The sequence below is a fragment of the Actinomadura hibisca NBRC 15177 genome, from assembly GCF_001552635.1.
Taxonomy (GTDB): domain Bacteria; phylum Actinomycetota; class Actinomycetes; order Streptosporangiales; family Streptosporangiaceae; genus Spirillospora; species Spirillospora hibisca.
The window spans coordinates 152,004-178,180 of record NZ_BCRO01000027.1; the positions used below are offsets into that span (position 1 = coordinate 152,004).

25 protein-coding genes are annotated in these 26,177 nt (G+C 69.6%); 8 read left to right on the forward strand and 17 right to left on the reverse strand.

The annotated features are described in order from the left end of the window. Nucleotides 1-22: 22 nt before the first annotated feature. From AH6_RS14185 to AH6_RS43710, 4 genes are all read left to right on the forward strand, one after another. The gene (locus AH6_RS14185) at nt 23-940 is read left to right on the forward strand and encodes a cobalamin-binding protein (RefSeq protein WP_067479437.1); all 918 of its coding nucleotides are present in this window, start codon (nt 23-25) and stop codon (nt 938-940) included. Between the two features lie 466 nt (nt 941-1,406). Continuing rightward, nucleotides 1,407-1,625: a helix-turn-helix domain-containing protein gene (locus tag AH6_RS47080; protein ID WP_218005813.1), complete on the forward strand. Its 219-nt coding sequence runs from the start codon at nt 1,407-1,409 to the stop codon at nt 1,623-1,625. Then, nucleotides 1,526-2,974 (forward strand): winged helix-turn-helix domain-containing protein, encoded by a 1,449-nt coding sequence (locus tag AH6_RS45310; RefSeq protein WP_373861775.1) that lies wholly within the window; start codon nt 1,526-1,528, stop codon nt 2,972-2,974. Before AH6_RS47080 ends, AH6_RS45310 begins: the two co-directional genes overlap by 100 nt. A 236-nt stretch (nt 2,975-3,210) precedes the next feature. Then, the gene (locus tag AH6_RS43710; RefSeq protein WP_157431459.1) at nt 3,211-3,738 is read left to right on the forward strand and encodes a hypothetical protein; all 528 of its coding nucleotides are present in this window, start codon (nt 3,211-3,213) and stop codon (nt 3,736-3,738) included. Between the two features lie 265 nt (nt 3,739-4,003). On the opposite strand, the gene AH6_RS14200 is transcribed toward AH6_RS43710, so the two are convergent. The 6 genes from AH6_RS14200 to AH6_RS14225 form a co-directional block, all read right to left on the reverse strand. Then, nucleotides 4,004-5,785 carry a relaxase/mobilization nuclease domain-containing protein gene (locus AH6_RS14200; RefSeq protein ID WP_157431460.1) on the reverse strand — a complete coding sequence of 594 codons (1,782 nt, stop codon included), beginning with the start codon at nt 5,783-5,785 and terminating at the stop codon, nt 4,004-4,006. After that, nucleotides 5,782-6,174: a hypothetical protein gene (locus AH6_RS14205; RefSeq protein ID WP_157431461.1), complete on the reverse strand. Its 393-nt coding sequence runs from the start codon at nt 6,172-6,174 to the stop codon at nt 5,782-5,784. The genes AH6_RS14200 and AH6_RS14205 overlap by 4 nt, the downstream gene beginning before the upstream one ends. A 180-nt stretch (nt 6,175-6,354) precedes the next feature. Continuing rightward, nucleotides 6,355-6,951, reverse strand: coding sequence for a hypothetical protein (locus AH6_RS14210; protein WP_067479447.1), 597 nt, complete (start codon nt 6,949-6,951; stop codon nt 6,355-6,357). A gap of 119 nt (nt 6,952-7,070) precedes the next feature. After that, nucleotides 7,071-8,324, reverse strand: coding sequence for an MFS transporter (locus AH6_RS14215; RefSeq protein WP_245679305.1), 1,254 nt, complete (start codon nt 8,322-8,324; stop codon nt 7,071-7,073). Nucleotides 8,325-8,329: 5 nt separating this feature from the next. Then, complete coding sequence (locus AH6_RS14220; RefSeq protein WP_218005814.1) at nt 8,330-9,919, reverse strand: S9 family peptidase; 1,590 nt, start codon at nt 9,917-9,919, stop codon at nt 8,330-8,332. 238 nt (nt 9,920-10,157) lie between these two features. Continuing rightward, a complete protein-coding gene (locus tag AH6_RS14225; protein WP_157431462.1) occupies nt 10,158-11,219 on the reverse strand; it encodes a helix-turn-helix transcriptional regulator in 1,062 nt (353 codons plus the stop codon). Nucleotides 11,220-11,490: 271 nt separating this feature from the next. On the opposite strand from AH6_RS14225, the gene AH6_RS14235 reads away from it, so the two are divergent. The 3 genes from AH6_RS14235 (at nt 11,491) to AH6_RS14245 (ending at nt 13,597) form a co-directional block, all read left to right on the forward strand. Beyond that, entirely contained in the window at nt 11,491-12,087 is a 597-nt protein-coding gene (locus AH6_RS14235; protein WP_067479457.1) for a hypothetical protein, read from the forward strand. Between the two features lie 92 nt (nt 12,088-12,179). Further along, on the forward strand, nt 12,180-12,527 hold the full coding sequence (locus tag AH6_RS45315; RefSeq protein ID WP_218005815.1) for a hypothetical protein: 348 nt from the start codon (nt 12,180-12,182) through the stop codon (nt 12,525-12,527). Beyond that, nucleotides 12,443-13,597, forward strand: coding sequence for an HAD-IC family P-type ATPase (locus AH6_RS14245; protein ID WP_067479461.1), 1,155 nt, complete (start codon nt 12,443-12,445; stop codon nt 13,595-13,597). The genes AH6_RS45315 and AH6_RS14245 overlap by 85 nt, the downstream gene beginning before the upstream one ends. A 25-nt stretch (nt 13,598-13,622) precedes the next feature. Here AH6_RS14245 and AH6_RS14250 read toward each other — a convergent pair whose 3' ends face one another. Next, the gene (locus AH6_RS14250; protein ID WP_169807854.1) at nt 13,623-15,518 is read right to left on the reverse strand and encodes an SIR2 family protein; all 1,896 of its coding nucleotides are present in this window, start codon (nt 15,516-15,518) and stop codon (nt 13,623-13,625) included. Between the two features lie 145 nt (nt 15,519-15,663). Then, entirely contained in the window at nt 15,664-15,975 is a 312-nt protein-coding gene (locus AH6_RS14255) for a hypothetical protein (RefSeq protein ID WP_373861774.1), read from the reverse strand. 353 nt (nt 15,976-16,328) lie between these two features. Here AH6_RS14255 and AH6_RS14260 point away from each other — a divergent pair, with 353 nt between their 5' ends. Then, nucleotides 16,329-16,874 carry a hypothetical protein gene (locus AH6_RS14260; protein ID WP_067479465.1) on the forward strand — a complete coding sequence of 182 codons (546 nt, stop codon included), beginning with the start codon at nt 16,329-16,331 and terminating at the stop codon, nt 16,872-16,874. Here the strand turns inward: AH6_RS14260 and AH6_RS42420 are convergent. The 9 genes from AH6_RS42420 to AH6_RS14305 all read right to left on the reverse strand — a co-directional run bounded on the left by AH6_RS42420 (nt 16,821) and on the right by AH6_RS14305 (nt 25,857). Continuing rightward, nucleotides 16,821-17,288: an NUDIX hydrolase gene (locus tag AH6_RS42420; RefSeq protein WP_083982802.1), complete on the reverse strand. Its 468-nt coding sequence runs from the start codon at nt 17,286-17,288 to the stop codon at nt 16,821-16,823. The genes AH6_RS14260 and AH6_RS42420 overlap by 54 nt on opposite strands. Nucleotides 17,289-17,485: 197 nt before the next feature. Beyond that, nucleotides 17,486-18,280: a class I SAM-dependent methyltransferase gene (locus AH6_RS14270; protein ID WP_067479470.1), complete on the reverse strand. Its 795-nt coding sequence runs from the start codon at nt 18,278-18,280 to the stop codon at nt 17,486-17,488. Nucleotides 18,281-18,322: 42 nt separating this feature from the next. Beyond that, nucleotides 18,323-19,189 (reverse strand): phytanoyl-CoA dioxygenase family protein, encoded by an 867-nt coding sequence (locus tag AH6_RS14275; RefSeq protein ID WP_083982804.1) that lies wholly within the window; start codon nt 19,187-19,189, stop codon nt 18,323-18,325. Then, nucleotides 19,186-21,267, reverse strand: a complete 2,082-nt coding sequence (locus tag AH6_RS14280) for a phosphoketolase family protein (RefSeq protein WP_067479472.1) — start codon at nt 21,265-21,267, stop codon at nt 19,186-19,188. The genes AH6_RS14275 and AH6_RS14280 overlap by 4 nt, the downstream gene beginning before the upstream one ends. Next, a complete protein-coding gene (locus tag AH6_RS14285; RefSeq protein ID WP_067479474.1) occupies nt 21,264-22,439 on the reverse strand; it encodes a nucleotidyl cyclase domain-containing protein in 1,176 nt (391 codons plus the stop codon). The genes AH6_RS14280 and AH6_RS14285 overlap by 4 nt, the downstream gene beginning before the upstream one ends. A gap of 48 nt (nt 22,440-22,487) precedes the next feature. Continuing rightward, nucleotides 22,488-23,180 (reverse strand): HAD family hydrolase, encoded by a 693-nt coding sequence (locus tag AH6_RS14290; RefSeq protein ID WP_067479476.1) that lies wholly within the window; start codon nt 23,178-23,180, stop codon nt 22,488-22,490. Continuing rightward, entirely contained in the window at nt 23,177-24,313 is a 1,137-nt protein-coding gene (locus AH6_RS14295; RefSeq protein ID WP_218005816.1) for an enolase C-terminal domain-like protein, read from the reverse strand. Before AH6_RS14295 ends, AH6_RS14290 begins: the two co-directional genes overlap by 4 nt. Nucleotides 24,314-24,423: 110 nt before the next feature. After that, on the reverse strand, nt 24,424-25,488 hold the full coding sequence (locus tag AH6_RS14300; RefSeq protein ID WP_067479479.1) for a radical SAM family protein: 1,065 nt from the start codon (nt 25,486-25,488) through the stop codon (nt 24,424-24,426). Between the two features lie 84 nt (nt 25,489-25,572). Next, nucleotides 25,573-25,857, reverse strand: a complete 285-nt coding sequence (locus tag AH6_RS14305) for a hypothetical protein (protein ID WP_067479482.1) — start codon at nt 25,855-25,857, stop codon at nt 25,573-25,575. Nucleotides 25,858-26,177 lie beyond the last annotated feature (320 nt).

Below are 26,177 nucleotides of genomic sequence, written 5' to 3' on the forward strand. Positions count from 1 at the left end.
ACGGCCGAGTACGGTGGTGCGTATGCGCATCGTGTCGCTGCTACCGGCCGCAACCGACATCGTGGCCGCACTCGGTCTGGCAGAGCACCTGGTGGGACGCACCCACGAATGCGACTGGCCGCCGGAGGTGGTGGCCGACGTGCCCGTGGTGACATCGGCGGCGCTGCCCACCGACCGGATGAGCAGCAGGGAGATATCCGACGCCGTCGGTGGAGCCTCTCATCGAGGCTCGTCGCTGTACGGCCTGGACACCGAACTGCTGGCTGAGCTCGCCCCCGACGTCGTCCTCACCCAAGACCTGTGCGATGTCTGCGCCGTCTCCTACTCCGGCGTCTCGCAGGCGGTGCGCGTCCTGGACGCGGCACCCCGGGTGATCAGCATGGAGCCGCGCACGCTCACCGACGTCCTGTCGTGCGTCTCGCGTCTCGGCGAGGCACTCGACGCCCCGCAGGCCGCCACCCGAACCGTCGAGGATCTGCGCGCCAGGCTGGCGAAGGTGGAGGCCGCCATGCCTGCTGGAAGACGGCCCAGGGTGGCCGCGATCGAGTGGCTGGACCCATTGTGGCCCGCCGGCCACTGGGTGCCCGAACAGATCCAGATCGCGGGCGGGCTCCCTCTCCTCGCCGAAGCAGGCGAGCACACCAGCCCGATGACCTGGGAGAGGCTCCGTGCCTCCGAACCCGACGTCATCGCGGTCATACCGTGCGGGTTCACACCTGAGAGGACCGAGTCCGATCAGTCCGCACTGACCGCCCTACCGGGTTGGGCAGATCTCCCTGCCGTACGCGACGACCAGGTGTGGGTCCTCGACGGCCCCGCCTACTTCAACCGGCCCGGCCCCCGGGTCGTACGCGGCGCGGAGATCCTTGCGCATGTGCTCCACGGCCATCCCGCCGTGGTCCCGGACGAGGCCCGAAGGCTGCGCCCACCGGCGAAATAGGCCGCCCTTCAGACCTGGCCGCATCCGACTCGCAAACAGCGCTCAGTTGTGTCGCACCGAAGCCCGCCCGCATCTGATAGGCGTCTCCCAATCTTCGCGTCCTGCAATTCGGCGGCGTCCCGCTGCCGCCCCTGCCCGACGGCCACCGTGAGATCCAACTGCCGCAGAGGTGCACATCGAGGTCGATCACATGGTCAGCGACGCCGCGCGGGCCCTGTTGTTGGTGGAGGCGACGGTCAACACCCGCTGTGTCCATGAGCGGCATTAGCGCGAGTTCTCGCCCTGGTGCGCGGCAGCGGTCCGGTGCGCGCTGCTGGCCATCGAGGCGCTGCCGCGAGGACGGCGGCTATGGCTGACCAGGATTAATCGATGATGGCGGTTGGGTGAGTGAGCGGGTCGCCGGTGGGGGCGTATGCCGGTGGCATGGCCCGATATCCCCAAGGCGGTGGGATGACCGCCGCTGATCGTGACAGGGGAACAGGTTCGGTTGCAGGCCGCCCGGTGGTTCGCCCAGGGCCGGCCCAGCGCCCAGGTCGCCACCGAGTTGCGGGTGGGGTTGCGGCAGGCGGAGAAGTGGCGCCAGGCCTGGCGCCGCGGCGGCGTTCGCGGTGCTGGAGGCCGAGTTGGACCGCGCACGGATACGGTGATGACCAGCGGTGGACGCTGGGCCGGGTCGCCATGCTGATCCAGCGGCTGTTCGGAGTCGACTACACCCTGCCCGGGGTGTCGTTGCTGTTGTGTCGGCATGGCTGGTCGGTCCAGGTCCCCGGCCACCGCGCCGTCCTGAGGGGCCACGCCGCGATCCTCGCCCTCGGCTGCTCACCGGCACTCGGCTTCATCCACAGCGGCACCCAGCTCGCGTTCGTCTACGACATCGCCGACCTGTTCAAGACCCATCACCGTCCCCTCGCCTTCTCGCTGCACGCATCGACGAGCCCCGAACGCCAGGCGCGCCTGGCGCTTCGCGAGGAGTTCCGACTCCTCAAGCTCATGCTCACCACCATCCAGCAGACCCTCGATCCCTCGACACCCGGTATCACCAGCGACCGGGCCACAGAGATCACCCACCTGTGGGACCCCCAGGCAGGCGCACTGCTGGCAGGAACGAATTATGCCGACGTCCCCACTCCCGTGAGAGTTAGCCGGTGCGGACCTTCGACAGGTCCCACGGGTTGCGGTGCTCTCCACGCCCGTGGGGGTGAGCCAGTATCCGACTGGCCCACACGCGCCGAAGAAGCGCGCGAGCAGATCCCCGCCCCCACCGCAGGACTTCTCAGACAGTGGCCGCACACGGACACGAAGCCAACGCAGCCATGTTCAACCGCGTCCAACAGTCTCACCCCGCACGCCCGGCACACCCGCGGCACGACCACCCACGAGGCCCTGTTGACGCTTCACTCCGGCCACGAGCAGACCATCTGGGAAGGCGAAACCCAGAACGTCACTGCCCGCGCCACCGGCGGCCGCTTCACCCTCAAGTACAGGCTCACCACTCACTACCTGTACTTCGAGACGGGAGGCATCGGCGGCACCCGCCAAGAACAGGTACCCCTCATCAACGTCCAGGACGTCGACATCTCCCAGACCCTGGTGCAGAAGACCCGCAAGGTCGGCAACGTCCTGGTCCACATCATCCGCCAGAACGGCGCACAAGAGACCGCGGTGTTCGACTCGGTACCCGATCCCGTCATGGTGCGCGACCTCATCAACCAGACCGTCCACCATGTTCGGGCCGCGGCGCACCAACGGCAGATCGCCGAACAGCAGCAGCTCAACGTCCACCGGTACGAGCAGACCAGCCCCGCCTTCGGCATGCAGCCCGCCGCCCCAGGTATGCCTCCGGCACCCGCCTATCCTGCCCCCGCTCCGGCCGTACAGCCTGCGCTCGCTGGCACACCTGTCCAACCTCAGCCGGCCTACACCGCCGACCAGACCATGGCTCTCCTCAAACAGCTCGGCGAACTTCGCGACGCCGGCGTCCTCACCCTCGAAGAGTTCGAAGCCAAGAAGCAGGAGCTTCTCGCGCGGCTGTAGAAAACCGGAGGCGTCCCCGCCTCCGACTTCGCGACCATAGGTGCCATGTCCCGCTACCTCGATGACATCCGACCTGTTGTCATGGCGCTATCCGGCCTCCAAGCGCAGATGATGCAGGACTTGGCCCCCAGTAGCGAAGGCATCGTGTGGTGGCAGGCACTTGACCCCCCGCGTCGTATCCTCATCGGCGACTACTTGTTCAGCCTCACGACTCCCTCGAGAAGAACCTGCTCGAGGTGAGCATGCACCGGCACCAAGCCCTCGCTCTCTGGGCGCGAGAGCACCTGATTCCGTGGCCGAATCGTGCGTTTCCAGCACGCCGCCTCACAGTCCACTTCGAAGACAAAAAGAACCCCAACCTATTCGTCCGTCCCCTCTCACGCGTTCCCGGCTACACCGATGCTGAAGCCATCGCCCGAGACGGCCTGTTGGCTAAGACCTTCCTCCTCGAAGACGCTTCAGTCACGATGAACGGCCTCATGGAGACCGCCCACGGTGTCGCCCACGCCACCGCAGTCGCAGCCGTGGAACTATGGGACCAGCGGCGACAAGATCCGGACCTCGTTCCGCAACCCGAGCGGCAGTGGCCCAAGCTCGGCGACGTCAGCGCCCTCCGGTTCAAGGGATGCAAGCCGACCCGTCTACCGCCAATCGTCAAAGGTTCCCAGTCCCTGTACGTCACCCCTGACTGGATCCGCCGCATCAACTCAGCCAAACTTGCCGGCGACCACGAGACTCAATGGCGCAAATGGCTTCGGGACTGAAGCCCGTCAACCTGCACTCGGCGTAGCCGTGGCTGTGCTCCCCACGCCTGTGGGGTGAGCCGCCGCGGCGCACGGAGTGTCCGCTCCAGTTGCCGCGCCCCCACCGCGGGGCCTCGCCTGCCTGCACTGTCAACAGAACCAACTCTGCTACCAAACAACCCAAGCACAGAGGCCCGGGGAGGCTGTCCCTAGAGGGAAGCTGCACTCGTTGAAGATGGCTGCCGTGTAGGCGAGCGTCGGTATACGGCTTGTCCGTAACGCCGGGCTATAGCGTCGGACCCTTCCTTTGGGAACCCTTTTTCTTGCGGACTTTGGTAGCTGGCGTGCCAGGCTGGACCGGGGGAGTCCAGGGGTAAGGGAAATCAGCCATTGCCAGGCTGGTTGGTCGGGGCGCTGCTGACTGGTCAGGGACCCACGGCGGCATTGTGTGTTCTGGCGATGCATGGGCCAGGTGGGTGGCAGCTGAGCGGGCTGCTTGTTCTTGGGCAGAGCGGTGCTGGGTGTGGTTCAGGTCGGCGATCGCGTCGATGAGAGTCATCAGGCCGACGACCAGGGTGGTGAAGACCTGAAGGGCGGTGTCCTTGCTGTTGCTGGTGGCGGCGAGCAGGCGGGCGGCGGTGCGTAGCCGGTGTCCAGCGGTAGTAGGTCTTGGAGTCCGGCCGTAGGGGGCGCGGGCGGCGCGGTCGTAGGCGTTCGCAGCCTGGTGCAGGTGCCGGTTGCCGGTGGCGTAGGCGGCTGAGCGCAGGGTGTCGGCGGCGGCCCAGCATGCGTCCCGGGCGGTGTGCGGGGCGGTGACGGTGTGGCGGCGTATCTCGGCGGTGGCCAACGCGGCGGCCTTCGCCACGTCTTCGTAGATCGATCGGCGCTCCTCCGCCGTCAGTTCGGTCTCGCCCGGCGGGACCTGCCCGGTGCGCCAGCGATGCGACAGTGCTTCCCAGGACAGGTCCGCGGCGAGCTTGGCTCCGCCGTACCAGCGCGGACCGCCGTCCGGGTCGTAGTGGTCGGGCACGGTCACGGCGTAGCCGGTCACGCGGGAAGGTTCACGAATGCTGTGACGAAGCCAGATCAGCACACCCGCTTGCTCCAACTGTGCGAAGAACGAGTCGGCGGTCTGGGAGCGGTCCGTGGCTTGCCGGACCGTTGTCCGCAGGTAGGCGCGGATGGTCCGCTCTGACAGATCTCGTCCGGACACCGGACCGGCAGTGGACGACCAGCGGTGGCGAAGCCGGGGAAGGGTCAGGTCGGCGGCGAGTTTGCCGCCGCCGAACCAGACTGGTTGGCCCGCCTTGGTCCGGTCGTCTGGCAGCGCGACCGCGTAGCCGGTGATCTGTCCGGGGTCGTAGTGGCTGAATCGCCGGTGGACCAGGACGTCTTCGTCCTCTAGGCGCGCGAAGAATTCGGCCTCGGTCCGCGCTCCGGCGGCGGCGGTCTGCACGTGGCGGCGCAGTCTGGTTCTCGGCGGTTCATCGTGTCCGTGCCGGGCGGCCTTCTCGGTCTCGCCGCGTTTGGGGCGACGTGCTGCGGTCCGGTCAGCCGAGGCCGTGGACCGCAGCCCGTACCGCTGCTCGATGGCGCGGCAGGCGGCACGGAGACGGTAGGCGTCGTTCCATACCTCGGGCCGAGCGCCGTCCTGGCGGGCCAGGGTTGCCACGAGGTGGACGTGGTCGTCGGCGTGCCGGATGGCGATCCAACGGACCGCATCCGGATCGCCGTCCGGGGCCAGGCCGGCCCGGTCCATGACCACGGCTGCGATCTGCGCCCACTGTTCGTCGGACAGGACCGGGTCCTCAGGGGCAGCGCGAATCGGCACGTGCCACACCGGGCGCTGGTGGTTGTGGTCGCCTAGCAGGGCCAAGGGTTGGGTGAGCAGTGCGCTCAGGCGAGTCAAGTCGCGGTGGCCGTCCGCGCGCAGGCTGGGCTCCAGGGCGGCGGGAGCGTCGAACCCCGCGATGATGTGCGGATTGTGGTGCTCGTTGAAGCGTCCCAGTCCGTACAGGTAATGGAGCAGCCCTTGCACGCGCTTTCCCCGGCGTACTTTGGCGATCACCGGAGCCTGCTCCGGATCTGCTCGGCCAGCTCGTCCAGGTTGCGGGTGCTGTACGCCGCGACGCGCGCGTACTCCTCCAACGCGCGGGTGGGGTGGCCGCCTGCCTGCAGAGCCTTGACCGCCTGGTCGAGGTTGGCGCCAATGTGGCGGCTCTGTCCGGCGGCCCGGATCACTTCGCCCATCAGCTCGCGCCACGGCGACCACTGCGGCGGCTCGGCCTGGGTGGCAGCGGCGACCACGACCTCACTGGCGTAGGCGCTGACCGCCATGCCGAGCCGGTCCGCCGCCGTGCGAATCGCCGCGTGCTCGTCGACGGTCAGCGACAACCGCACGCTACGGTCGCGCCGCTGCCCCTTCTGCCGTCGCCGTCGGTGGCCCTGCCCGCTCATCGGCATCGCGCCTTCGCTGTGCTCCTCGTCCCGTCAACCGGGATGAGGAGCACAGCGCCATGAACGGACCGCGCTCGGTCCGCTGAGCTGTATCTGACAGATACAGCATTACTTGCTCCGCGCCAGCGGGGACGGCTGGAGATCTTGCGATCCAACGGCAGCGCCTCCATGGCCGTCCCGCTACAGCGTGGGCTTCAGAGGGCGTGACGCGCCGAGTGCTCGTGTAGGCGGTGTTGATAAGGGCTCCGCCGAGGGCAGCAGTTTGCCGATGGGCATGGGTGCGTCCGCGTGGGCCAGGGCGGCGGGGGTGGCGTCGGCGACGGCCGACTGGCCTCGCCGTTCGGCCGGGTTGGCAGGTGAAGGCTCGCGGGTGGACAGCAGTCCGATCGCATGCCGCGCCCGTTCCAAGGCGTTGCTCAGCTCTTGGGCGTGGTCGACGGCTTCGGCCAGTTCGTCCCGCGCCTGGGACACGCCCAGCTCGGGGCCGTCCTCGTCGCCGCTGACCAGACGTTCGGCCTCCAGTTCCTCTTCTAGGAACTCGCCCATCTGGTCGAGCGTCTTGCCCAGGCCGTAGGCGGCTTCCGACAGGCTGCCCAAGACCACGTGGACGGTCTGTGGCTTCGTCAGGCCGTGCGGGCCAAGGGTTGCGTAGTTCAGGTTCTCGGCCTGCTCGCGCAGGTCGGACGCGAACTGTTCGGTCCGTTCGTCAGGGCGCTCACCAGTGCGAGCAGAGTGGCTTTCGTCCATGAACACGGCCTCCAGGGCAGAGATCGGCAAGGATCATGTGCGCTCCTCTCCCTCTGCGCCTCATACAAGCTTTGAGGCTGTATGACAATGTTTGCGCTCCATACTCTGCCATATGGGCAGCCGCATGAATACCCTCTGCCTTTGACAGGTCAGAGGGAGCCGACAAGCTTCACCGGGCTTTCGACGCCTGTTCTGAGCGCAGGCTGGCTGGAAGCCACGACCGACAGCGCCAACGCGGTAGCAGCCACCACCCCGGCCCCGACGCCGAACGCAGCCGCCCGAGTCCCGATCGTCTCCACCATGGGCCCAGCGAGCAGCAACGCGATGGGAGTCAGCGAAAAACTGCCGACGATGCCCCAACTGTTCACCCGCGCGAGCGCCTCCCCTGGAAAGGTCTTCTGTAGTTCGGTCGTCCAGAAGACGTAATAGACCGCCTGGCACATGCCGGGGATCAGCATGGCCGCTGCGACGAGTTCCCACCGTGCGCCACCTCCCAGGAACACCATCGGGATCGCGGCCGAGGCCGGCAGCATCGTTGCCACCAGGACGGGACGCCGGGGTTTCCAGCGAGCGCCGGCGAAGGCACCGATCAGCGCGCCGAGGGCCTCGCAAGCGGCGATGATCCCCCACGCTCCGGCTCCGCCGTTGCGCCGGGACAGATGCAGCGGACCGATGATCTCGGTAAAGCAGGCCACCGCGATGATCACAACGGTGAACTGCAAGGTCATCACCCAGACCCAGCGGTGCCCGGTGAAGTGCCGCCAGCCGGTCCGCAGGTCGGCGAACGCTCTGGACCGGCCGCTTTGCCGCCGTTCGGTCCTGAGGCGGGTGATCAGCAGTGCGCTGATCGCGCAGAGGAGTCCTTTGGCGCCTGCGGCCCAGCCAGGGCCGACCAGCGTGATCACCAGTCCGGACGAGGAGAGGCCGATCAGAAGCCCCGCCGAGTCCGCCTTGCTGATCAGTGCGTTGCCCGTCTGCCGGTCACCGTCGTCCAGCAGGTCGGCGATGACGCTGCGGATGGTCGGCAGGAACAGCGCCGTGGCGATCCCTGACAGCAGCGCCAGCGCGCACAACAGGGGCAGCGGCGCGTTACCGACCAGGAAGCAGATGCCCAGTGCCGACCACGTGAGGCACGCGAGGATCTCTGCGGCCGCGAGGACATGATGCCGCTTGAAGCGATCACCGATGATGCCGCCGGCGAGGATGAGCAGCGCCGGTGCCGCTTTGCAAGCCAGCACGATCGAGATCGCCCCGGGGCTGTAGCCCAGCCCTTTGACGCCCCACAGCAGGGCGACCTGCCCGAAGCCCACTCCTGCCGAGGAGAACAGGCGCGCAACGAACAGCGGGCTGACGGCGGGGTTTTTGACCAGGCGGGCTGTCGGCGAAGCGGCCCGTGCGCGCATCGACGTCACCGTGCGGGCTCCTTGAGGTGTTCGATGAGGAAGCGGGCGATCTCGCTGTAGGCGCGCAGCTCGTTCTCCCGGATGGCGAACCCGTGGCCTTCGTCGGGGAAGACGTCGTAGCGGACTTCGACGCCACGTTCGCGCAACCGGGTGACGAGCTGGTCGGATTCGGCTTGCGGCACCCGGGGATCGCGGGCTCCTTGCAGGACGAACAGCGGCGCGGTGATGGCGTCGGCATAGGTGACCGGAGAACGCCGCAGCAGGCTCTCCGCGTCGGTGTCGGGGTCACCCAGGACCGTGGCCACGAAGGTCTTCCAGGTGGGCGGGGACGCCTGAGCGAGGGTGACCAGGTTGGTGGGGCCGCAGATGGAGACTCCGGCCGCCCAAGGCCCTGGCAGCCTGGCCAAGCAGGACAGTGCGGCGAATCCGCCGTAGGAGGCGCCCATGGTCGCAATGCGGCTGACGTCGATGCCGGGCACCTCGGCCAGGTAACGGACCGCGTGTTCGAGGTCGTCGAGGTCGATGCCGCCCCAGTTGCGGTAGATGAGCTTCTGGTGGGCGCTGCCGTACCCGGTGGAGCCGGCGATGTTGGGTGCGAAGATCGCCACGCCCTGGTCGAGCAGATGCTGATAGAGGCCGGAGCGCGTGTAACCAGGACGTTCTTGGGCCTCGGGGCCGCCGTGGATCGAGAGCAGGACGGGGTGCGGGCCGGGCGTGGCGGGCCGGTACAGCAGAGCATGCACCTCCCGGCCTCCCGATGCGGGATAGGCGACCATTTCGGGCTCGACAGGGGTCACGGTGCGCAGGGCGGGCGGACGGGTGTCCGTCAGGTAACGGAATCCGCCGTTCAGGTCGAGAACGGCGATCTCGGCGGGACGGGTGGCCGCGTCGATCAGCATCACCGCCGTCCGGCCGTCGGCCGCCATCTCCAGCGCGGTGACGACACCGGGCGGCACACCGGGATGAACGAAGGAGACGCCGTGATGACGCAGGTGGAGCACCGAGCGTCCGGCTTGGTTGACCGTCCATGCCAGGGTCTCGCCACCGACGTCCAGGAGCTCGATGTCCCAGTCGTGCTGAGCGACGGGCTGGAGGTCATCGTCGGTCAAGGAGTAATGGGCGGCGGCGGTGAACTCGCTCCACAGATCTGTCAGGAGGTAGAAGCCGGTCGAGTCGGCCTTCCAGGAGCCGGGGTCGAAAACGCCCTCGCTATGGCGCTCGGTGACGCAGACGGGTATGGAGCCGGGGTCGGCGAGGTCGATGAGATAGGCCGCGATGTCGGTGTTGGACCGGAATCCTGCGGCCAGCAGCCACTTCCCGTTCGGCGAGACCCCTGCCGGCTCGAACACCACCCCGTCCGGCGGAACGATGCGCCGCTCCTCCTGATCGGCCAGGTCACGAACGAGGAGGTCTTGGACGGCGGGGTCGCGGTCGTTGGCGGCGTAGGCCAGATACCGACCCGTCGCGTCGAAAGGCACAGGCGCCAACACCCGCTGGCACTCCGGCCCGGTACTGATGTCGACGGGCTCGCCGCCGTCGAGCCCGACGCGGTAGAGCCGGTACTGCTCGTCGCCCTCGCGGTCGGCGGTGAACACCAGTTCCTTGGCGTCGGGCGACCAGGCGATCTGCCGTACGGAACGTCCGGCGAGTCCGGCGACCTTACACGGCCGACCCCCGTCGAGCGGGGATACCCACAGGTCGTAGTTCCCGTCGGCGTTGCTGGAGTAGGCCACCAGAGTGCCGTCCGGTGCGAGCGCCAAGGCGGATTGGAAGCGCTGCCGTGGAACGAAGTCCAGATACTGAGGCTGGGGCATCCGGGGTTGCCTTTCGGTTCTAGTCGATCCAGCCACGGCGCACCGCGGCCGCTCCGGCGGCGAAGCGGGTCTCCACGCCGAGTTCTTCGCGGATGGCGGTGATGTGCCGACGCACGGTGGTGACGCTCAGCCTCAGGCGACGGGCGATGCCCTCGTCGTCCAGGCCGCGCACGAGCAGTTGCAGGATCGTCTTCTGCTGAGCGTTCAACGGTCCTGCGGCCTTCTCCTCGCCGAAGGGGACCGCCCGCTCCCACAACAGCTCGAAGTACTCGCGCAACGCCGCGACGATGACCGGCGACCGCAGCAGCAGTGCACCCGACATGCCGGTCGGGGTCAGTGGGATCAGCGCGACCGCCTCGTCGGCGAGCTTCATCTTCATGCCGACGCGCGGCAACAGCCGAGCCTGCTCACCGCTGGCGACAGCTGCCTCGATCGTCCGGGCGCCCACGGGGTGCTCGGCGCACTTGTTCTCGTAGATGGCGCGACAGCGGACCTGGCCTTCGAAGGCGGGCAGCGGCGCGAAGCCGGTCGATTCCTCGACCGGTGTCTCCAGGACGTAGTTGTCGAGCGTGAGCCAGTCGTGCCGGGCGGCGTTGATCAGGGCGTAGGACAGGCGACTGATCTCATCCCGGTCCGTGACGACCTGGACCAGCCGGTCCGCCGATCCGCTGGTGGCCGAAGGCGGCGTGCGCGACGCCTCGGACAGACGGCGATATCCAGTGAGGAGGCGCTCCTGGTCGGCGATCAGATGCCGCGCCATCTCGGACAGGACGCCCTGCAGGGCCAGGTCCGGCGGGGCCGGGATCAGCCGCGGTGGCATCGCCGGCCCGTCCGGACGGACATGAGCCATGCCGCAGGCGGTCAGTGCTTCGATGGGTTCCGGTCCGCCGAGGAGATCGGGTGCGTCCTCGTGCGGGCATCCGTCCTCGGCCAGCAGCCGAGCGTAGGATTTGAGCAGTTCGTCGGGGACGACGCCTTCCAGCAGCCGCCGGGCCGTCTCTTCGATCTTCGCCTCCGCTGCACGTTGTGACAACAGAACGTCATTGAACACAGCGGAGAGTAACAAGGCTTTCAAGATCACGGGAACTTCCCACCACGCCTTGCGCCGTCAGCGTGCTCGGGGGCAAAGCGGCGATCACTCGTCGTCAGTGATGAGAACTCGTCATGACCTCCCGCGTTAGGTGGCGTCCCTGCGGAACACCCGCTCCCGCAGGCGTTCTCGTATAGACCACGCTGCACTCTCCTCCCGGCCCAGCTCGACCACTTTTCGTCTTGGCGATTTCGATCAGTGTCGCTGACCTGGGCTTTCGTGTTCCATGAGGCTCAGTGATCGAGCAACGCGAGGAGTCACGATGATCAACCCGCCGCACGGACTCACCACTGCCGGCCACAGGCGCACCGGTTCCGACACCCCAACGGACTCCGCCCTCTCCAGCCCGACCGGACAACGGCTTCTGCGTGACATCGCGCGTCCGGTGCACAGCGGCATCGTGGGCACGTTCGCCAACGACTGGTTGCGCGAGGCGTTCCTCGAAGCGCTCATCGCCGACGAACGCCTACCCGACGTCGTCGCCACCCGCCACGACCTGGACCGCATCTTCTGCGGCCAGTCCAGCAGCATCGCGTTCAGTGCATTCGCCGACCGTCTCCAGGTTTTTCCGACCCTGGAAGAGACGATCGAACACCTTGAAGCCAAAGCGGACAACCTCCGCGCAGGTCAGAGCGCGCCGACGACCGTGTGGTTCGCTGTGCCAGGCAACGACACCGACGTGATCAGCCAGACCATCGAGTACTGGTCCGGCCTCGACCTCACCGTCCTTTTCCTTGGCTTCTGGCCCCACGGTTCCAACCGACACCCACGCCCCGCCCGCAGCCCCGCCTTTCCTTCCGAGCCGTTCATCGCCCGGTCGCTCAATGACTCGATCGCTCTTCTCCAAGCAGGCGGCTAGGCCTGGCTGCGCCTGCAAGCGTTCTGGACCCCGGGGGTGGGCACGAGCCGGGCCCGGGGACGGTGCCGCTCGCCCGCGCCATGGCCGAGTGCATGACCGTGACGATCGGCGACGACGGTGCTCCGCAGGGCGACCCCACCGAGACGGCGCTGGTCGAGGGGGCCGCAGGCCTCGGCGCCCCGCTGGACGCGGCCGAGCGGGACGGGCGGCGGCGCGCCCTGTTCCGCGAAGCGCGGGAGGCGGTGGCCGCCATGGCGCGGCGGGACCTGCGGGTCCTGACGATCGCCGTCCGGACCTGTCCGGCGTCCCGGTCCGGCGCGAGGACGCCGAGCGGGCGCTGCGGCTGCTCGGCCTGGTGGGCCTGTACGACCCGCCGCGCCCCGAGGTCGCCGACGCGGTGCGCCGCTGCCACACCGCCGGGATCCGCGTGCACGTGGTGACCGGCGACAACGGCGACACCGCCGCCGCGGTGGCGCGCGAGGTCGGCATCGGGCGGCCGCGGCTGCGCGTGGTGCCCGACGCCGAGACGATCCAGGATCACCAGCTCGACGAGCTGCTCGCCGAGGACACCGAGATCGTCTTCGCCCGCTCGGCGCCCGAGACCAAGCTCCGCATCGCCGACGCGCTGCGCGCCCGGGGCCAGATCGTGGCGATGACGGGCGACGGCGTCAGCGACGCCCCGGCCCTGCACCGCGCCCACATCGGCGTCGCCATGGGCCGGTCGGGGACCGACGTCGCGCGGGAGGCCGCGACGATGGTCCTCACCGACGACGACTTCGCCACCATCGTCACCGCCGTCGAGTCCGGCCGCCGGGTCTACGACAACGTGCGCAAGTTCATCGTCTACATCTTCGCGCACGCCGTGCCGGAGATCGTCCCGTTCCTGGTGTTCGCGCTCAGCGGTGGCTTGGTGCCGCTGCCGCTCACCGTGATGCAGATCCTGGCCATCGACCTGGGCACCGAGACCCTCCCGGCGCTGGCGCTGGGCCGCGAGCCGGCCGAACCGGGCGCGATGTCCAGACCGCCGCGGCGCGCCTCGCAGGGCATCATCTCCCGGGACATGCTGGTGCGGGCGTGGGGATACATGGGGCTGGTCTCCGGCGCGCTCGTCATGGCCGCGTTCTTCTACGTGCTGTGGCGGGCCGGCTGGCACCCCGGCGACCCGACCGGGCCGGGCGACCCGCTGCACCACGCCTACCTGGTCGCGACCACCGCGACCTTCGCCGGGATCGTGATGTACCAGGTCGGCACCGCGCTGGCCGCCCGCACCGACCGCGCCTCCCTGCGGCGGACCGGTCTGTTCAGCAATCCGCTGCTGCTGGCGGGCATCGCGTTCGAGCTGGTCTTCACCGCCGTGCTCGTCTACGTGCCGCCGGTCCAGAAGCTGTTCGGCACCGCGGCGCTGCCCGCCGACGTGCTGCTGCTCATCGCGACCTTCCCCGTCATCGTCTGGGGCACCGACGAGCTGCGCCGCTGGGCGCTGCGCCGCCGAACCGAGCAGCCGTCCTGAGCAGGAGACATTCCGCGGCAGGCCCCTACGGGCGATGCGATGAGAGTTCGTCGGGGGTCTTGCCGCTGTCGAGCCACATCTCGCTCGGGATGATGCCCGCACGGCCCAACACGCGCTTCCAGGCGAGCTCTCTGCCTTCGGTTCCCAAAGCGCGGCTCACGGCGCGCAGAGCCGTGGCCAGAGCGTGGGGATCCTGGGCGAGTCCGCCCCTGACCAGGGGGTGGGCGGCTTGTTCGGCTTCGAGGTCATCGGCGAGGCGTTCGGCGATCGGACTCCGGTAAGCCTCGTCCAAGCGGTAGTCCTTGGTCAGGACGTGGATACGGCCAGAGTGGACTCGGCGGGCCAGTCCCGCGACCTCTGGCTTGCTGTTGGGTCCTGTCGGCAACGAGCGGTAGATCTCGTCGAATTCCGGATCGGTCATTACCGCAAGGGCGAGTTTGATCAGTTCGAAGCGCTGCCACGCCTCGTCAAACGGGTCGGTGCCCATCGCGAGCGCTTCGCGGAGAACCGGTTCGAGGAACTGGTACAGGCGGGAGGGATCAGAGGGGGATTCCGGATAGGCCTCGTCGGACCGCAGCACAGCGACGAGCGACTCGCGTCGGCCATGGTGCGGGTTGATCCGGCTAGCGAAAAGCATCTGCCTCAGCAGGCTGTAGCGCTGTGCGGCGACGGCGGCGGTCCCGGCCGAGTACAGCAGGGCGGTACCGGCGAGCGTTCTCACCCTCAGCAGCCGGGTGAGCCCGCTTCCGCGGGTCGGGGTGGCGAAACGCTCCAGCTCGTCGAGCCACCAGGCGCCGGTGTTCTCATCGCCCCAGTACGCCAGGGTCGCCACCAGACCACAGCAGATCGTGCTCGCTTCCTCGACGCGAGCAAGGATCGCCTCGTAGTCACCGTCGGTCACGTTCGAGTGGTAGTCGGGCAGGCGGAAGTCGGCGTGCTCGTGCAAGCGGGTGAACTCTTTGCGCACCGTGTCATGCAGGCCGATGGCGACGCGGCCTCCGGACAGTTCGCGCTTGGCGGTCTCAACCGCGATCGACAGGGTCAGCGGGTGTCGCGCCTTGCGGGTGCGCAGCGCGTCCACGGCGTCGACGAGCTGGCCGAATCCGGTGTCGGCGTCGGCTGAGACCAGCACGCCCTTCTTCAAGGTTCGCAGTTCCGCGGCCTGGTGGGTCACCGGGCCGGGTTCCATCCACGCCAGGGTGAGCCGGCCGGAGTAGTGGACGGCGACGGCCCCGCGCAGCGCGGGATCGTAGACCGACGACCAGCCGGCGATGATCAGTCCGTAGTCCTCCAGGATACGCTCCAGCAGCTTCAGCGTGCCGGGGGCGTAGGTCGCGAGCTCGTCGGTGGTGTTGAGCATGGAGGTGGGGTTGAGGTAGTCGCCGTGCAGGTGCACCACGCAGCACTCCAGCGTGTGCAGCGGCGCCATGCCCGCCACGTCGGCGGGTGAGGCGATCACGGTCGGCTCGATGCCCTCGGCCCGCAGCGCCTGTTCGACCAGGCGGTCGAAGTTCAACGTCACGATCACTTTGACCGTGCCCGTCCGGACGAGCCGCGCGATTGCCCGGTGCGCGACGGTCGGCTGCTTGCGGCCTGCTTCCACGTCTTCGGCCGAGGGCTCGAAGTAGTCCTTCAACAACCGCTGGCGCTCCAGCGGTGTGGGGGCGAGCTTTTCCAGCAGCGTCTCGTACCGAGGCGGCTCGTCGTAGCGGTCCTCGTACCATCGGACGGGATCGTCGGGGCTGTCGCCCTGCACCTCGGCCAGGCGGGTGATCAGGTCGATCAGGACCCCCCACGCGGTGGGGATCCCGCTCGGGGCCGACACTCCCGCGCCCAGGAGCAGGGCGTACGCGCCGGGGCTGGAATGCAGCGAGAAAGCCATGCTCAGCAGGGCTTCCTCGTCGCGCAGTGATCGCGTCATGACGGTCATGGTACCGAAAAACCTAACGTTGTACTCACATTGAGAATATCTTTTCCAGGGGTTCCCTCTCGGAGGCCTCCCGCAGCAGCGCCCGTTCGTGGGCTTCGCGGAACCGACCTCAGGAGACGACGCAGTCAGACGGAGTTCAGCTGCACAACAGCACCGCGGCCCCGTTGACATGGTCGTCCGCCAGGTCGCGCAGCGCGCGGTCGGCGTCGTCCAGCGCGTACGGCACCGTCCAGACCCGCAGCGGCAGCCGTCCGGCCAGCCGCAGGAACTCCTCGCCGTCGGCCCGCGTGTTGGCGGTGACCGAGCGCACCTGCCGCTCCTGGAACAGGTGCCGCTGGTAGTCCAGCGGTGGCACGTCGCTAAGGTGGATGCCCGCGATCGCCAGGGTGCCGCTGCGGTCCAGCCGCTCCAGCGCGGCCGGGACCAGCTCCCCGGCGGGCGCGAACACGATCGCCGAGTCCAGCGGCTCGGGCGCGGGGTCGAAAGAGTCGCCCGCGGACGCGGCCCCCCAGGTCGAGCGCGAGCCGCCGCGCCTGGGGAGCGCGCGTGAACACGTGCACGGTCGCCCCTTGAGCCAGCGCGATCTGGGCCGCCGCCGAGCGAGGGCGGCGCGCCGCCGAGGACGCCGACGACCCGCTCCGCGTCGCCGCGGCCCAGTGGAACGTCGGGCGGCTCCTGCTGTCCACCAACGAGGCCGATGCCGCTGAAGAGGTCGCCATCCATGCGGTCAAGGAACTCGATTACGTCCGCGATACCCTCGCCGCCGCTCCGCGCGTTGCCCTGCAAGGGGCGTTGTGGCTGATGGCGGCCATCGCCGCGGTTCGCAAGAAAGAGGTCTGGACGGCCCGCGAACGCCTACAGCAGAAGGCCCTCCTCGCCAGCGAGGAAGCGGGGGAGGGCAATGTGTTCTGGACGGTCTTCGGCCCCACCAACGTCGCCCTGCATGCCATGGCCGTCGAGATGGAGGCGGGTGAGACCGCCGAAGCGCTGCGCCTGGCCGACGAGATCGCCATCACCCGCTGCTCCTCGGTGGAACGCCGCGCCTCGTTCCGCCTGGAGTTGGCGCGCGGCTGCGAACAACGGCGTGACGACCACGGCGTCCTTCTGCACCTGCTCGAAGTCGAACGGCAGGCTCCCGAGGACATGAGCTACAACCCGCGCTGTGCGCGGTCGTCGACGGCGGTCACACTGCACAGCAGCGTTCCTGCCCTTCGCGCCGCTCTTACTGGGGCCACGCTCGATGAGCCCAACACCGAGACAAGCCTGCCGCAGTCGGCCCGGTGCTCAGGGGGCTCAGTGCAGAGTTCGCGCAGCGCCCCAGTCGTTGGTGTTGGCCAACTCGGCTAGGAGTTCGGCGAGACCGTGGGGGTAGACAACCTCATCGGTGTGGCGCAGCTCAGCCGTTGTCCACCAGCGATAACCAACGATGTTGTCGGGTTGGGTGGCATCGCCGGTGTCGAAGGACATGCTCGTTAGTCGAACCAGGTAGTAGTGCTCGACTTGGCGCACTGGTTGTTGGGCCACCAGGTGGTCGCTGCTGCGTGTGGCGATCAGATCGCCGATCTGGAACGCATCGGGCCTGAGGCCGAGTTCCTCGGCGAGTTCGCGGCGCAGGGCGGTGTGGTGGTCTTCGCCGTCTTCCAGGGATCCTCCAGGGGTTGCCCAGAAGCCGTCCGCCTCGGCGATGTGGACCAGCAGGATGCGGCCGCGGGGGTCCAAAGGCAGGGCGCGGGCGGCATGGCGCAAGGGCGAGGGGTTCACCTGTGCAGCGTGTCAACTGGACGGCAGGTCAAGCGCGTATCGACAAGGTAGTCGCCGATACATAGGGCGTCCAGGTCGGTGGCTTGGAAGGTGGCCGGGGCGTGAGCGGGAAGGGGCTCGGCAGGTCGAACCAGCGGACGGCATGGTCGGGCAGGAACGACCACGCCCCACTGGTCGGACTGTTATGGCGGAGGTGGTCACGGGCGCGTGGCGATGATCGCTTCGGTGCGGACCACTTCGTCGAACTGGCCGCCGGGTTCGGCGTGGGTGAGGGCGGCGCGCAGGTCGGTCTTGAAGGCGTCCTTGGCGGGGCCGAGTTGGGCGGGTGAAGAGTAGGAGTAGCTGAATTGCAGGCCGATGAGCTGGTCGAGGGTGTAGGTGACGGTTCGATCCCAGCAGACGGTTTCCAGGTGGGAGAACGCCGATCGGGCTAGGACGTCCTGGTGGAGTTCCTTGGGATGAGTGTAGGTGCCTGAGCCGGCGCGGCGTTGCTCGCCGAGGTAGCGGGTCCGCACCTGGGTGATCGCATCCAGCCAGGTGGGGGGTTGGACGGAGCCGGGGACGCCGCCGGAGACCAGGACCAAGGCCCCGTCGGGTGCAACGAGTTCGTCGAGGTCGGCGAGGGTTTGGTCGCGGTCCATCCAGTGGAAGGCGGCCCCCATGACCGCCAGGTCGACAGGGCTGAGGTTGAGGTCGCGCAGGGTGGTGGAGTCGCCGAGCCGCCAGTCGATGTTGTTGATCTGCTGCTGGGCGGCCAAGGCGCGGCCCTGGTCGAGCATGCCGGGTTCGGGGTCCACGGCGATGATGGTGGCGGCGTACCGGGACAGGGGGAGGGCCAGGACGCCGGGGCCAGTGCCCAGGTCCAGGATCTGCTTGGTGCCGTCGAGGTGGAACCGTTCACGCAGATACTCGAACAGTTCCGGGGAGTATCCGGGCCGGTACCGGTAGTAGGGGGCTGTGGAGACGAACAGCTCGCTCGGCGTGTGGGGCATGGGGTCCAGCTTCTCGTGTCCGGGGGCGGGAGCGTGGTGGACTCACCGGTTGGTGGGCGGGTGTTTGGTGAGCCAGGCGGCCAGGGCGGCTGATCCGCTGCCCAGGGCCAGGGATCCGTCGGCGGCGCGGTCAGGGGTGCCCAGGAGCTGGCGTTGCACAGGAGTGAGGTTGGCGCGGTCGGGAGTGAGACGGAGGGGCGGGTCATCAACGCGGGCCAGCCACCGGAACCCGTATTGGATCATGACGGCGATGCGGGGCCGCCCGCTGGTGTTGAGGCCGCCGGCGTGCCAGGTGCGGTTCTCGAACAGGACGGCGTCGTCGTCGGCCAGACGCGGGGTGATCGCGCCGGGCGGGTCGATCTGGCCGGGAGCGATGACCGGTGGGACGGCGGCGTGGTGGCTGCCGGGCAGGAACATGGTGACGCCGGTGTCGGGCCCGGTGCCGGTCAGGTAGTAGGCGGCCTTGATCGCCATGCGGGGCGTGTTGGTGTGGCCCAGGTCGGCGGTGACGCCGTACATGTCGCGGTGCCAGCCGGGCCGGTCGGGGGTGCGGACGGTGCGGGTGGCGGGGTCGGTGTGGGAGGGCAGGGCGATGAGGTGGCTGGACAGCACCCACAGGTTGGCTCCCAGGACGTGGGCGATGGGTGCGAGGACGGCGGGGTTGTCCAGCAGCGGCTCGAAGGCCTCGTCCAGGTCCAGGACGCCGCGGAAGCCGTCGTTGCCGCCGGGGCCGCGGTCGCGCCCTTGGGTGAGTGGGCTGGCCAGCAGCCTGTGGGCGGCCTGCAGCATGGTGGCGCGCTGGCCGGGGAGCAGAGCGCCGCGGATGATCTGCAGACCGTCGCGGTCCAGGTCGAAGTCGTGGTCGGCGTCGTGGCGGGCGGGGCCGGTCGTTGCTGGTGGGGCGGTCATGGCCGCACTTCCTCGATCATGTGGTGGGCGAGGTCGGTGAGCAGGTCGGCGCGCATCCCGGTGTGCTGGAGCAGGGCGGGGTGGGTGAGGGGCCGTGGGGGGTCGGTGAACCCGATGACGTGGGCGCGGTCGGCATCGTGGCGGGCGGCCAGCAGTGTCTGGACGGGGCTGGGCCGGGTGATGGTGGTGACCAGGACGGGCAGGCCGCTGCCGAACAGGTCCTGGTAGGCGGTGGGGGACAGGCCGTGCGGGACGCCGGGGTCCAGGACGGTCAGGTCGTGGATGTGCAGGTAGCGCACCCCGGTGCCCTGGTCGGCCAGGGTGCGGGCGGCGGCGGTGAGTTCGCGGGCGGCGATGTCACCGGCGGAGGCGAGCACGATCTGCGAGGCGCTGGTGCTGAGGTGGGGCCACAGCGCGATCCCGGCGGCCAGCTCATGGTCGAGGGTGGAGTCGGGGTGCTGCGGCAGGGGGTGCTTGCTGGTGATGAGGACGTTGGCCTGGTCACGGCTGTCGATCATGGCGGTGAGGGTGGCGGCGGCGCGGTGGGCGTCGGCGGGGGTATAGACGTGGACGGCCGGGTCGCGTAGGTCGATCAGGTGGGAGGCCAGGCCGGGGTTTTGGTGGGTGTAGGTGTTGTGCCAGCCCAGTGAGGTGATCAGGTAGTTGATCGAGGGCAGCCCGGGTGGGGCCAGACGCCGGTGCTTGAGGTGCTGGGCCAGCACGCTGGTGTTGATCGGCGCGAACGCCTCGTAGGTGGCCAGGACGGCGTCGCGGCCGGTCTCGGTGTAGCCCTGCAGCCAGGCGTGGCAGATCTCCTCGTTCAGGATCTCGATGATCCACTGGTGTGGGCCGGGGCCGGGGTCGATCCGGTTGGAAGCCAGTTCGTCGGGTGAGAAGAGCCGAAAACCGTCCCGGTGGGCGCGGTCGGCCAGCACCACGCCGAGCGTCGCACCGGACGTTGTGCCGGGTGTGGCTGCGGCAGATGCGGCGGTGGGTGGGGGCGCGGGGTGCCGGCGCGGTGGCCGGGGGCGCGTGGGCAGTGCTTGGCGGACCAGGTCGGTGGGGGAGCCGTCAGAGGCGAGCAGGCGGGTGGGGTGGTAGGAGGCGAGCCAGCGGGCCAAGGCGGGAAAGTCGCGGTCGTGGGGGTCGGGGAGCGGGGTCTTGTGCACGGCGGGAGTGCCGATCGCCGTGGCGGGACCGGTGGCGCCCTTGGGCAGGGTCAGCACGATCAGCGGCTGCCGGTCGGGGGCGTCGAGCGGCCGTAGCCGGGCGACGGCGGTGGCGAGCAGGGCACGGAAGGAGGTGATGTCGTCGCCGTGGTGCAGCAGAGGTTCATACCCCAGGCCGTCGAAGTAGGCGTGGATCTGGTCGGGGGTCATCTGGGCCAGCAGCGACGGACCGCCCATCCGCTGCCCGTTGAGCAGGACCACCGGCAGAACGCTGCCGTGGCGGCCGGTTCCGATCAGCGCTCGCCGCGCGGTCCAGGCGGCGGCGGTCGCGCCGGTCTCGCATTCGCCGTCACCGATGAGCGGGACGATCAGGTGGCCGGAGTCGTCCAGGGCCATGCCCTGGGCGACGGCCAGGGCGGGCCCGAGCTGCCCGCCGGTGTAGACCGCACCGGCCAGCGGGGTGATCTCGCCGCCGAGCAGGCCGGTGTGCGGAAAGCCGGTGACCAGCTCGCGCAGCCCGTGGACGGTCCAGCACCGGTGGCGCAGGGGAAGGGTCTGGGTGAGGTAGCCGTGAGCGAAGACGGCCGGGCCCGCGTGCCCGGCGCCGTGTACGACGGTGATCGCCGATGGGTGCGGGGTGCGGGCGATGATCGGGGTCAGGTGGGCCAGGATCCAGTTGACCGGCGGGCACACGCCCCAGTGGCCGCGCGGGGTGTCCTTGAGGTCGGCGGGCTGTAAGGGGCGTTCTCCGCGCACGTTGGCGGCCAGGTACAGCTGGGCGGCGCACAGGTAGTTCAGGGTCTGGTACAGCGCCTGGATCGGCCGGTCGGGGACTGCGGCGGCGGCGTGGACGGCGTGCTGCCATGCCGTCGCGCCCGCGTCCGCGCGGGTTACGGGAGCCGAGGTCATGCGGGCGGGAGTTGCCGGTGGCCGACGGCGGCCAGGACGTCGGCGATCCTGGCTGCGCGGATCTGGGGGGTGGCCGACTCCCGGATCATGTGCAGGAGCTGGTTCTGCTCGTGGGCAGGCACACGTCCCCAGTCCAGTTGCTCGGCCGCCAGAGCCTGGCGTAGATCGGTGGGGAGGGCGGCGACTGAACGCGGCCGGGGCATCGCCAAGGTCACCGGCAGGTCGCCCACGAGCAGGCCGGGCAGGTCGGATGGGGTGGGGATGGCGGCCTGGCCGTCGATGGAGATGACGGTGCAGGTGACGGTGGTGCCAGCGGCGGTGTCAGCGGTGGTGCCGGTGGTGGGGATGGTGAGGCGGGCGCGGCGGCCGCGGTGACCGGTGGGTCCGGCCATGGGCAGGAGCAGGACCGGCTGGCCGTTGATGGTGGTGGGCCGGGCGGTGAGGTGCACCGGGTCGCCGCCGTCGGCGGGAAGGCGGGGAAGCGCTCGGCGGCAGGGCTGCCCGTGCGGGTAGGCCAGCGACAGGATGCCGCCGGGTCCGCCACGACTGCGGCGCAGTCGTTTGTGCGCGAACAGCGACTTGTCGAGGGCGGCCAACAGTTGGTCGGCGAAGTCGTGGGCCCCGCCGTCGCGGCTGCCGGGGGGCGGGGTGGGCAACTGGCCGGGGCCGATGGTCACGACCGCGAACGACACCCGCACGGGCAGGGTGGCGCCCAGGCGGTCGCGCAGGTCGGCGATCGCGGCGATGAACGACGCGGGGTCGGTGATCGCGGCGGCGATGACGACCTCGTCGCCGCCGAACGTCGCGGCGACGGCGCGCTGCCAGTTCTGGTCTGCGAACCAGACGCGGACGACTCCGCCGAAGGCGGCGATGACCTTGTTTCCGGCCAGGTGACCGTAGTGGGCGGGATCGTTGCCGACGGCCTCCACGTGCTTTTTCAGGTCGTCAACGTCACCGATCGTCAACCCGACCGGTCGGCCCTCGCGCAGCGCGGCGATCAGGTGGGCGGGCAGGTAGGCGTGGAAGTCAGGGAAGGCGACCAGGCCGGTGACCGGGTCCTCCCTGGACCCCAGGCACCACGTGCGCACCGGCAGGGTGGAGGGGTCCACCAGCGGGACCGAGGGGGCCAGCGCGTACGCGATCTGAGGGTCGGTGGCGTGGGTCGGGTCCATGGGCGAGGGCCTCCATGCAGAGGTTCACGAAAGAGATCCAACAGCAGGTCAGGTCAGGGCGGGCAGCAGCGGCAGCAGATCGGTCAGCGCCCGGATCTGCGGGACGCCGATGCCGGTGCGCGGCGGGACGAGGGGCCGGGTGAGCAGGAGCGCGTGCAGTCCGGCGGCGCGGGCGCCGTCGGCGTCAGCGTGCACAGAGTCCCCCACGTGCAGCAGGGCCGGGCCGGGGAGGCCCGATGCCTGCTGGAGCGCCGCGAAGGCTTGCGGTTCGGGTTTGCAGTACCCGATGTCGTAGGAGACCAGCACCGCATCCAGCAGCCGGTAGAAGGGCGGCGGCCGGTCAGGGGCACTGGAGCCCAACGCGTTGGACAGCGCCAGCAGCCGGTAGCCGCGCGCCCGCAGCAGGCGCAGGGTCGGCTCGACGTCGCCGAACAGGGCAGGGTCGCAGGCGTACTGCTGGGCGCGTGTCAGGATCTGCTCGACCTCGGCGATGGCCTGGGGCTGGTGGTGGGCGGCGCAGATCTGGGCGGCCAGCTCACGCGGGTGGACGCGGCGGCGTTTGGGGGCGCTCATCGTCCACGCCCGCGCGTCCTCCAGGGTGAGGCCGAGAGCCTCAGCGAGCGTGGCGGTGGTCGCCTCGCCGCCGTCCAGCGGCACCAGGGTGCCGCCCAGATCGAAGCACACCCCTCGGACCCCCGCCAGCTGTGCCGCGATCGAGTCGCCGGTCGCCCGCGCGTTCATCGCGCAGCTGCCTGGGCCAGGACGACCGGCGCGCCGGCCGACAGCCGGTAGTCAGCCAGGCCGGGGTCGGCCCGGACCGCCAGCACCCCCTGGTCGGGGATGATCGGGTCGGTCAGGATCGCCTGGCGCAGCGGTTCCAGGGTCAGGTGGTACTCGACGGCGGGGATCATGTCGCGGCAGCACGCGGCGGCCAGGTGTAGCGCGGCGGGCAGGTGTCCGCCGTGCGGGAAGGTCGCCGCCCCCACCCCGGTCGCCAGGTCGGTGGTGAACAGCGCCCGCGACAAGCCGATCCACGACGGGTCGGGCTGCCACACCACCACCTCGCCGCTGGTGAGCAGGCGAATCTGATCGGTCCCCTCGACGGCGTGCTCGCCACCGGCCACCGCCACCGTGCGATGGAACGCAGACCCCGGACAGCCGGGTGGGCCGGGCGCGAGGGCGGGTTCCTCCAGCCAGGTGATGTCCAGCTCCGACAGCACCGCCACAAGCGCGGGGAGCTGGTCGGCGCGGACCTGGCGGTGTGCGTCCACCATCACGCGGGACTCGGGCACGGCGGCGCGCAACCGCTCCAGGCATCTGGTGATCGCTGGGAGCCCTTGGGCCAGCAGCGTCTTGGGCAGGGGCCACTTCTGTCCCCAAAACCCCGCACCGACGATCCACTGTGCGGCCTCGGCCGCGCCGGCACCGGTGGGGTCCAGACCCAGCGCCGAGGCGTAGGCGGGGACGTGCGCGCGGACCGTGCCGCCCAGCAGGCCGCTCACCGCGACGCCGGTGACACGGGAGGCCAGGTCCCAGCACGCCAGCTCCAGTGCGGCGGCCGCCATCGCCGCGTGCGAACCCGACAGATGCCGACCGGCACGCCGCCGGTAGGTGAGGCCACGCGGGAAGAGCGCGTCATGGCCGATCAGCCCGTCGGCGTGGACATCGCCGATCAACGCCAGGATCGGGTCGCTGACCGGACCGTGCCAGCCCGATCCGCCACCGGCGGCCACCTCCACCACGAACCGAGTCCGGTGTTCAGGCCAGGCGGACCCGGCCGGGGCCACCGCACACGCCGCCACCTCAGCGGGCAGGCCGGAGGGCAGGCCGGGCGGCTGCGGCACCAGCCGGTGGGCACGGACAGTGTGGATCACCGTCGGCCCGTCCCCACCAGACAGCCGCCGACCACCCCGGTCAGGGCCGGGACGCTGGCCGGGGCGATCCTCGGTGCGGTGGTCAGGGCGGTGTGGGGTGGTCATGCTCATCAGATCCACGGTCCTTCCAGCTCCTGGCCCGCGAAGGTGAAGCACCACAGGCTGCGGTAGTTACGGAACCAGGCCGGGCGCAGTCCGGTGTCGGCGAACAACTCCTCGATCCGCGTGCGCATCGCCAGATGCCACTGGATCTGGTCCGAGCCTGTGGCACGCTGCAGCTCCATCAGCGGGGTGTGGGCCTGGTAGATCTGAAAGCCGGGGAAGGCGGTGGTGACCGGGACGAACGCGGCCAGGCCCTCGATCGAGGCGTTGGCGTCGTCCATCCCGACGATGTAGGTGAAGTTGGTGGCGATGCCGCGGTCCTTGGCCGCGGCCAGCGTGGCGATCATCTGCGGCGGGGTGAGCCGGGCCTTGGACTCCTTGAGGACCAGATCCCGGCGGGTGAAGCACTCGGCGGTCAGCGTGAGATGGAACGGCCCGATCGCCGCCGCGGCATCCAGCCCCTGCGGGGTGGTCAAGACGCTGGACAGGAACTGCAAGGTGCCGTTGCAGTCGTTGGCGCTCATCGCCTCCCGCACCAGACGCAGGTGCTCCAAGGCCAGGTCTTCGTACAAGAAGCACCCGGTGCACACCGTCACCGCCTCGACCCCGCCCAGGTCAGGTAGTCCGGACTCGCAGGCCAGCGTCGAGAAGTAGGCGTGCAGGTCCGGAGCCCTCAGCCGCGGGTCGGAGGCATCCTCCAAGGTGTTGGGACAAAACACACACCCCGTGCACTGGGAGCGGGTGTTGGAGTTCAAGGTCAGGACCCGGCGACCGCCCCGCCAGTACCCCAGCACCGCGTCGTCGTCCTCGATCCCCTCGACGGTGCCGACCTGGACGCCGTTCAGTCGTAGCTGGTGCTGGTCGACCTCGAACGGCGACTGCCGGTTGCCCAGCGACAGGATCAGGTAGAGCGGCTGGTCGGGCCGGGAGTCCAGCCGCAACCGGAACCGCATCCGCGGCTTGCCCAGCGACGACCGGGCACCGCAGCTGTTGAGGGCGATCAGTAGGATGTCCTCGGAGTTGATCTTCCAGTCGCGAGCCAGCTGGTCGGCGTGGCGCAGGCTGTCGAGCATGAGCCAGGGTCCTTTCGATCGAGGTGGTGCAGGCGGGCGAAGCGATGGTGGCAACGGTGCTCTCCAGCCGACCGCCCCCAGCTATCAGTGGCCTCCCGCGCCGGTCGGCCGCGCGAGGCGGTCCGCCGCCAGGTCGGCCACCACGATGACCGCGGCCGTCTGCGGCGTCGGGGCCAGCGCGATCGGTGCTCCCCACTGACCCCACCGGAAACCGGGCAGGTCCCCGTCGGCAAGCGGATCGAAGACGGTGATACTTCGCCCCGCCGTCCCGACCAGCAGCGCCGGGCCGCCGGCGGGCGCGTGATACAGGACCAGCCGGGCGAACACCGTGGGGGTCTGCTGCCCCAGCTCCAGCCTCAGCTGTCCCAAGGCCTGGATCGGGTCGTCGGCGAACGGGGCTCCAGACGGCCCACCGTCCCCGCAGCCGATGCGTTCAGCGGATCGTCGGTCGGCTTGTCGCGCCGATGCTGACCCATCACACCGTGAAGCATTGAGAGCCTCCCGAAGAAGCAGCCGGTAGGTGGCCACCGCCATACTGCGCGAGCCCGCGCCCGCTAGGGAGTTGCGTGTCCGGGTGCGTGCTTGCGCGGTGGATCCGGCCTTGCGCGATGTTGCGCGTTTCCGGTGTCTGCGGCCGAACGCGGCTACGGTAGAAACACCGGTCCGTCTCCCGGGACCGGCCGTGCGCC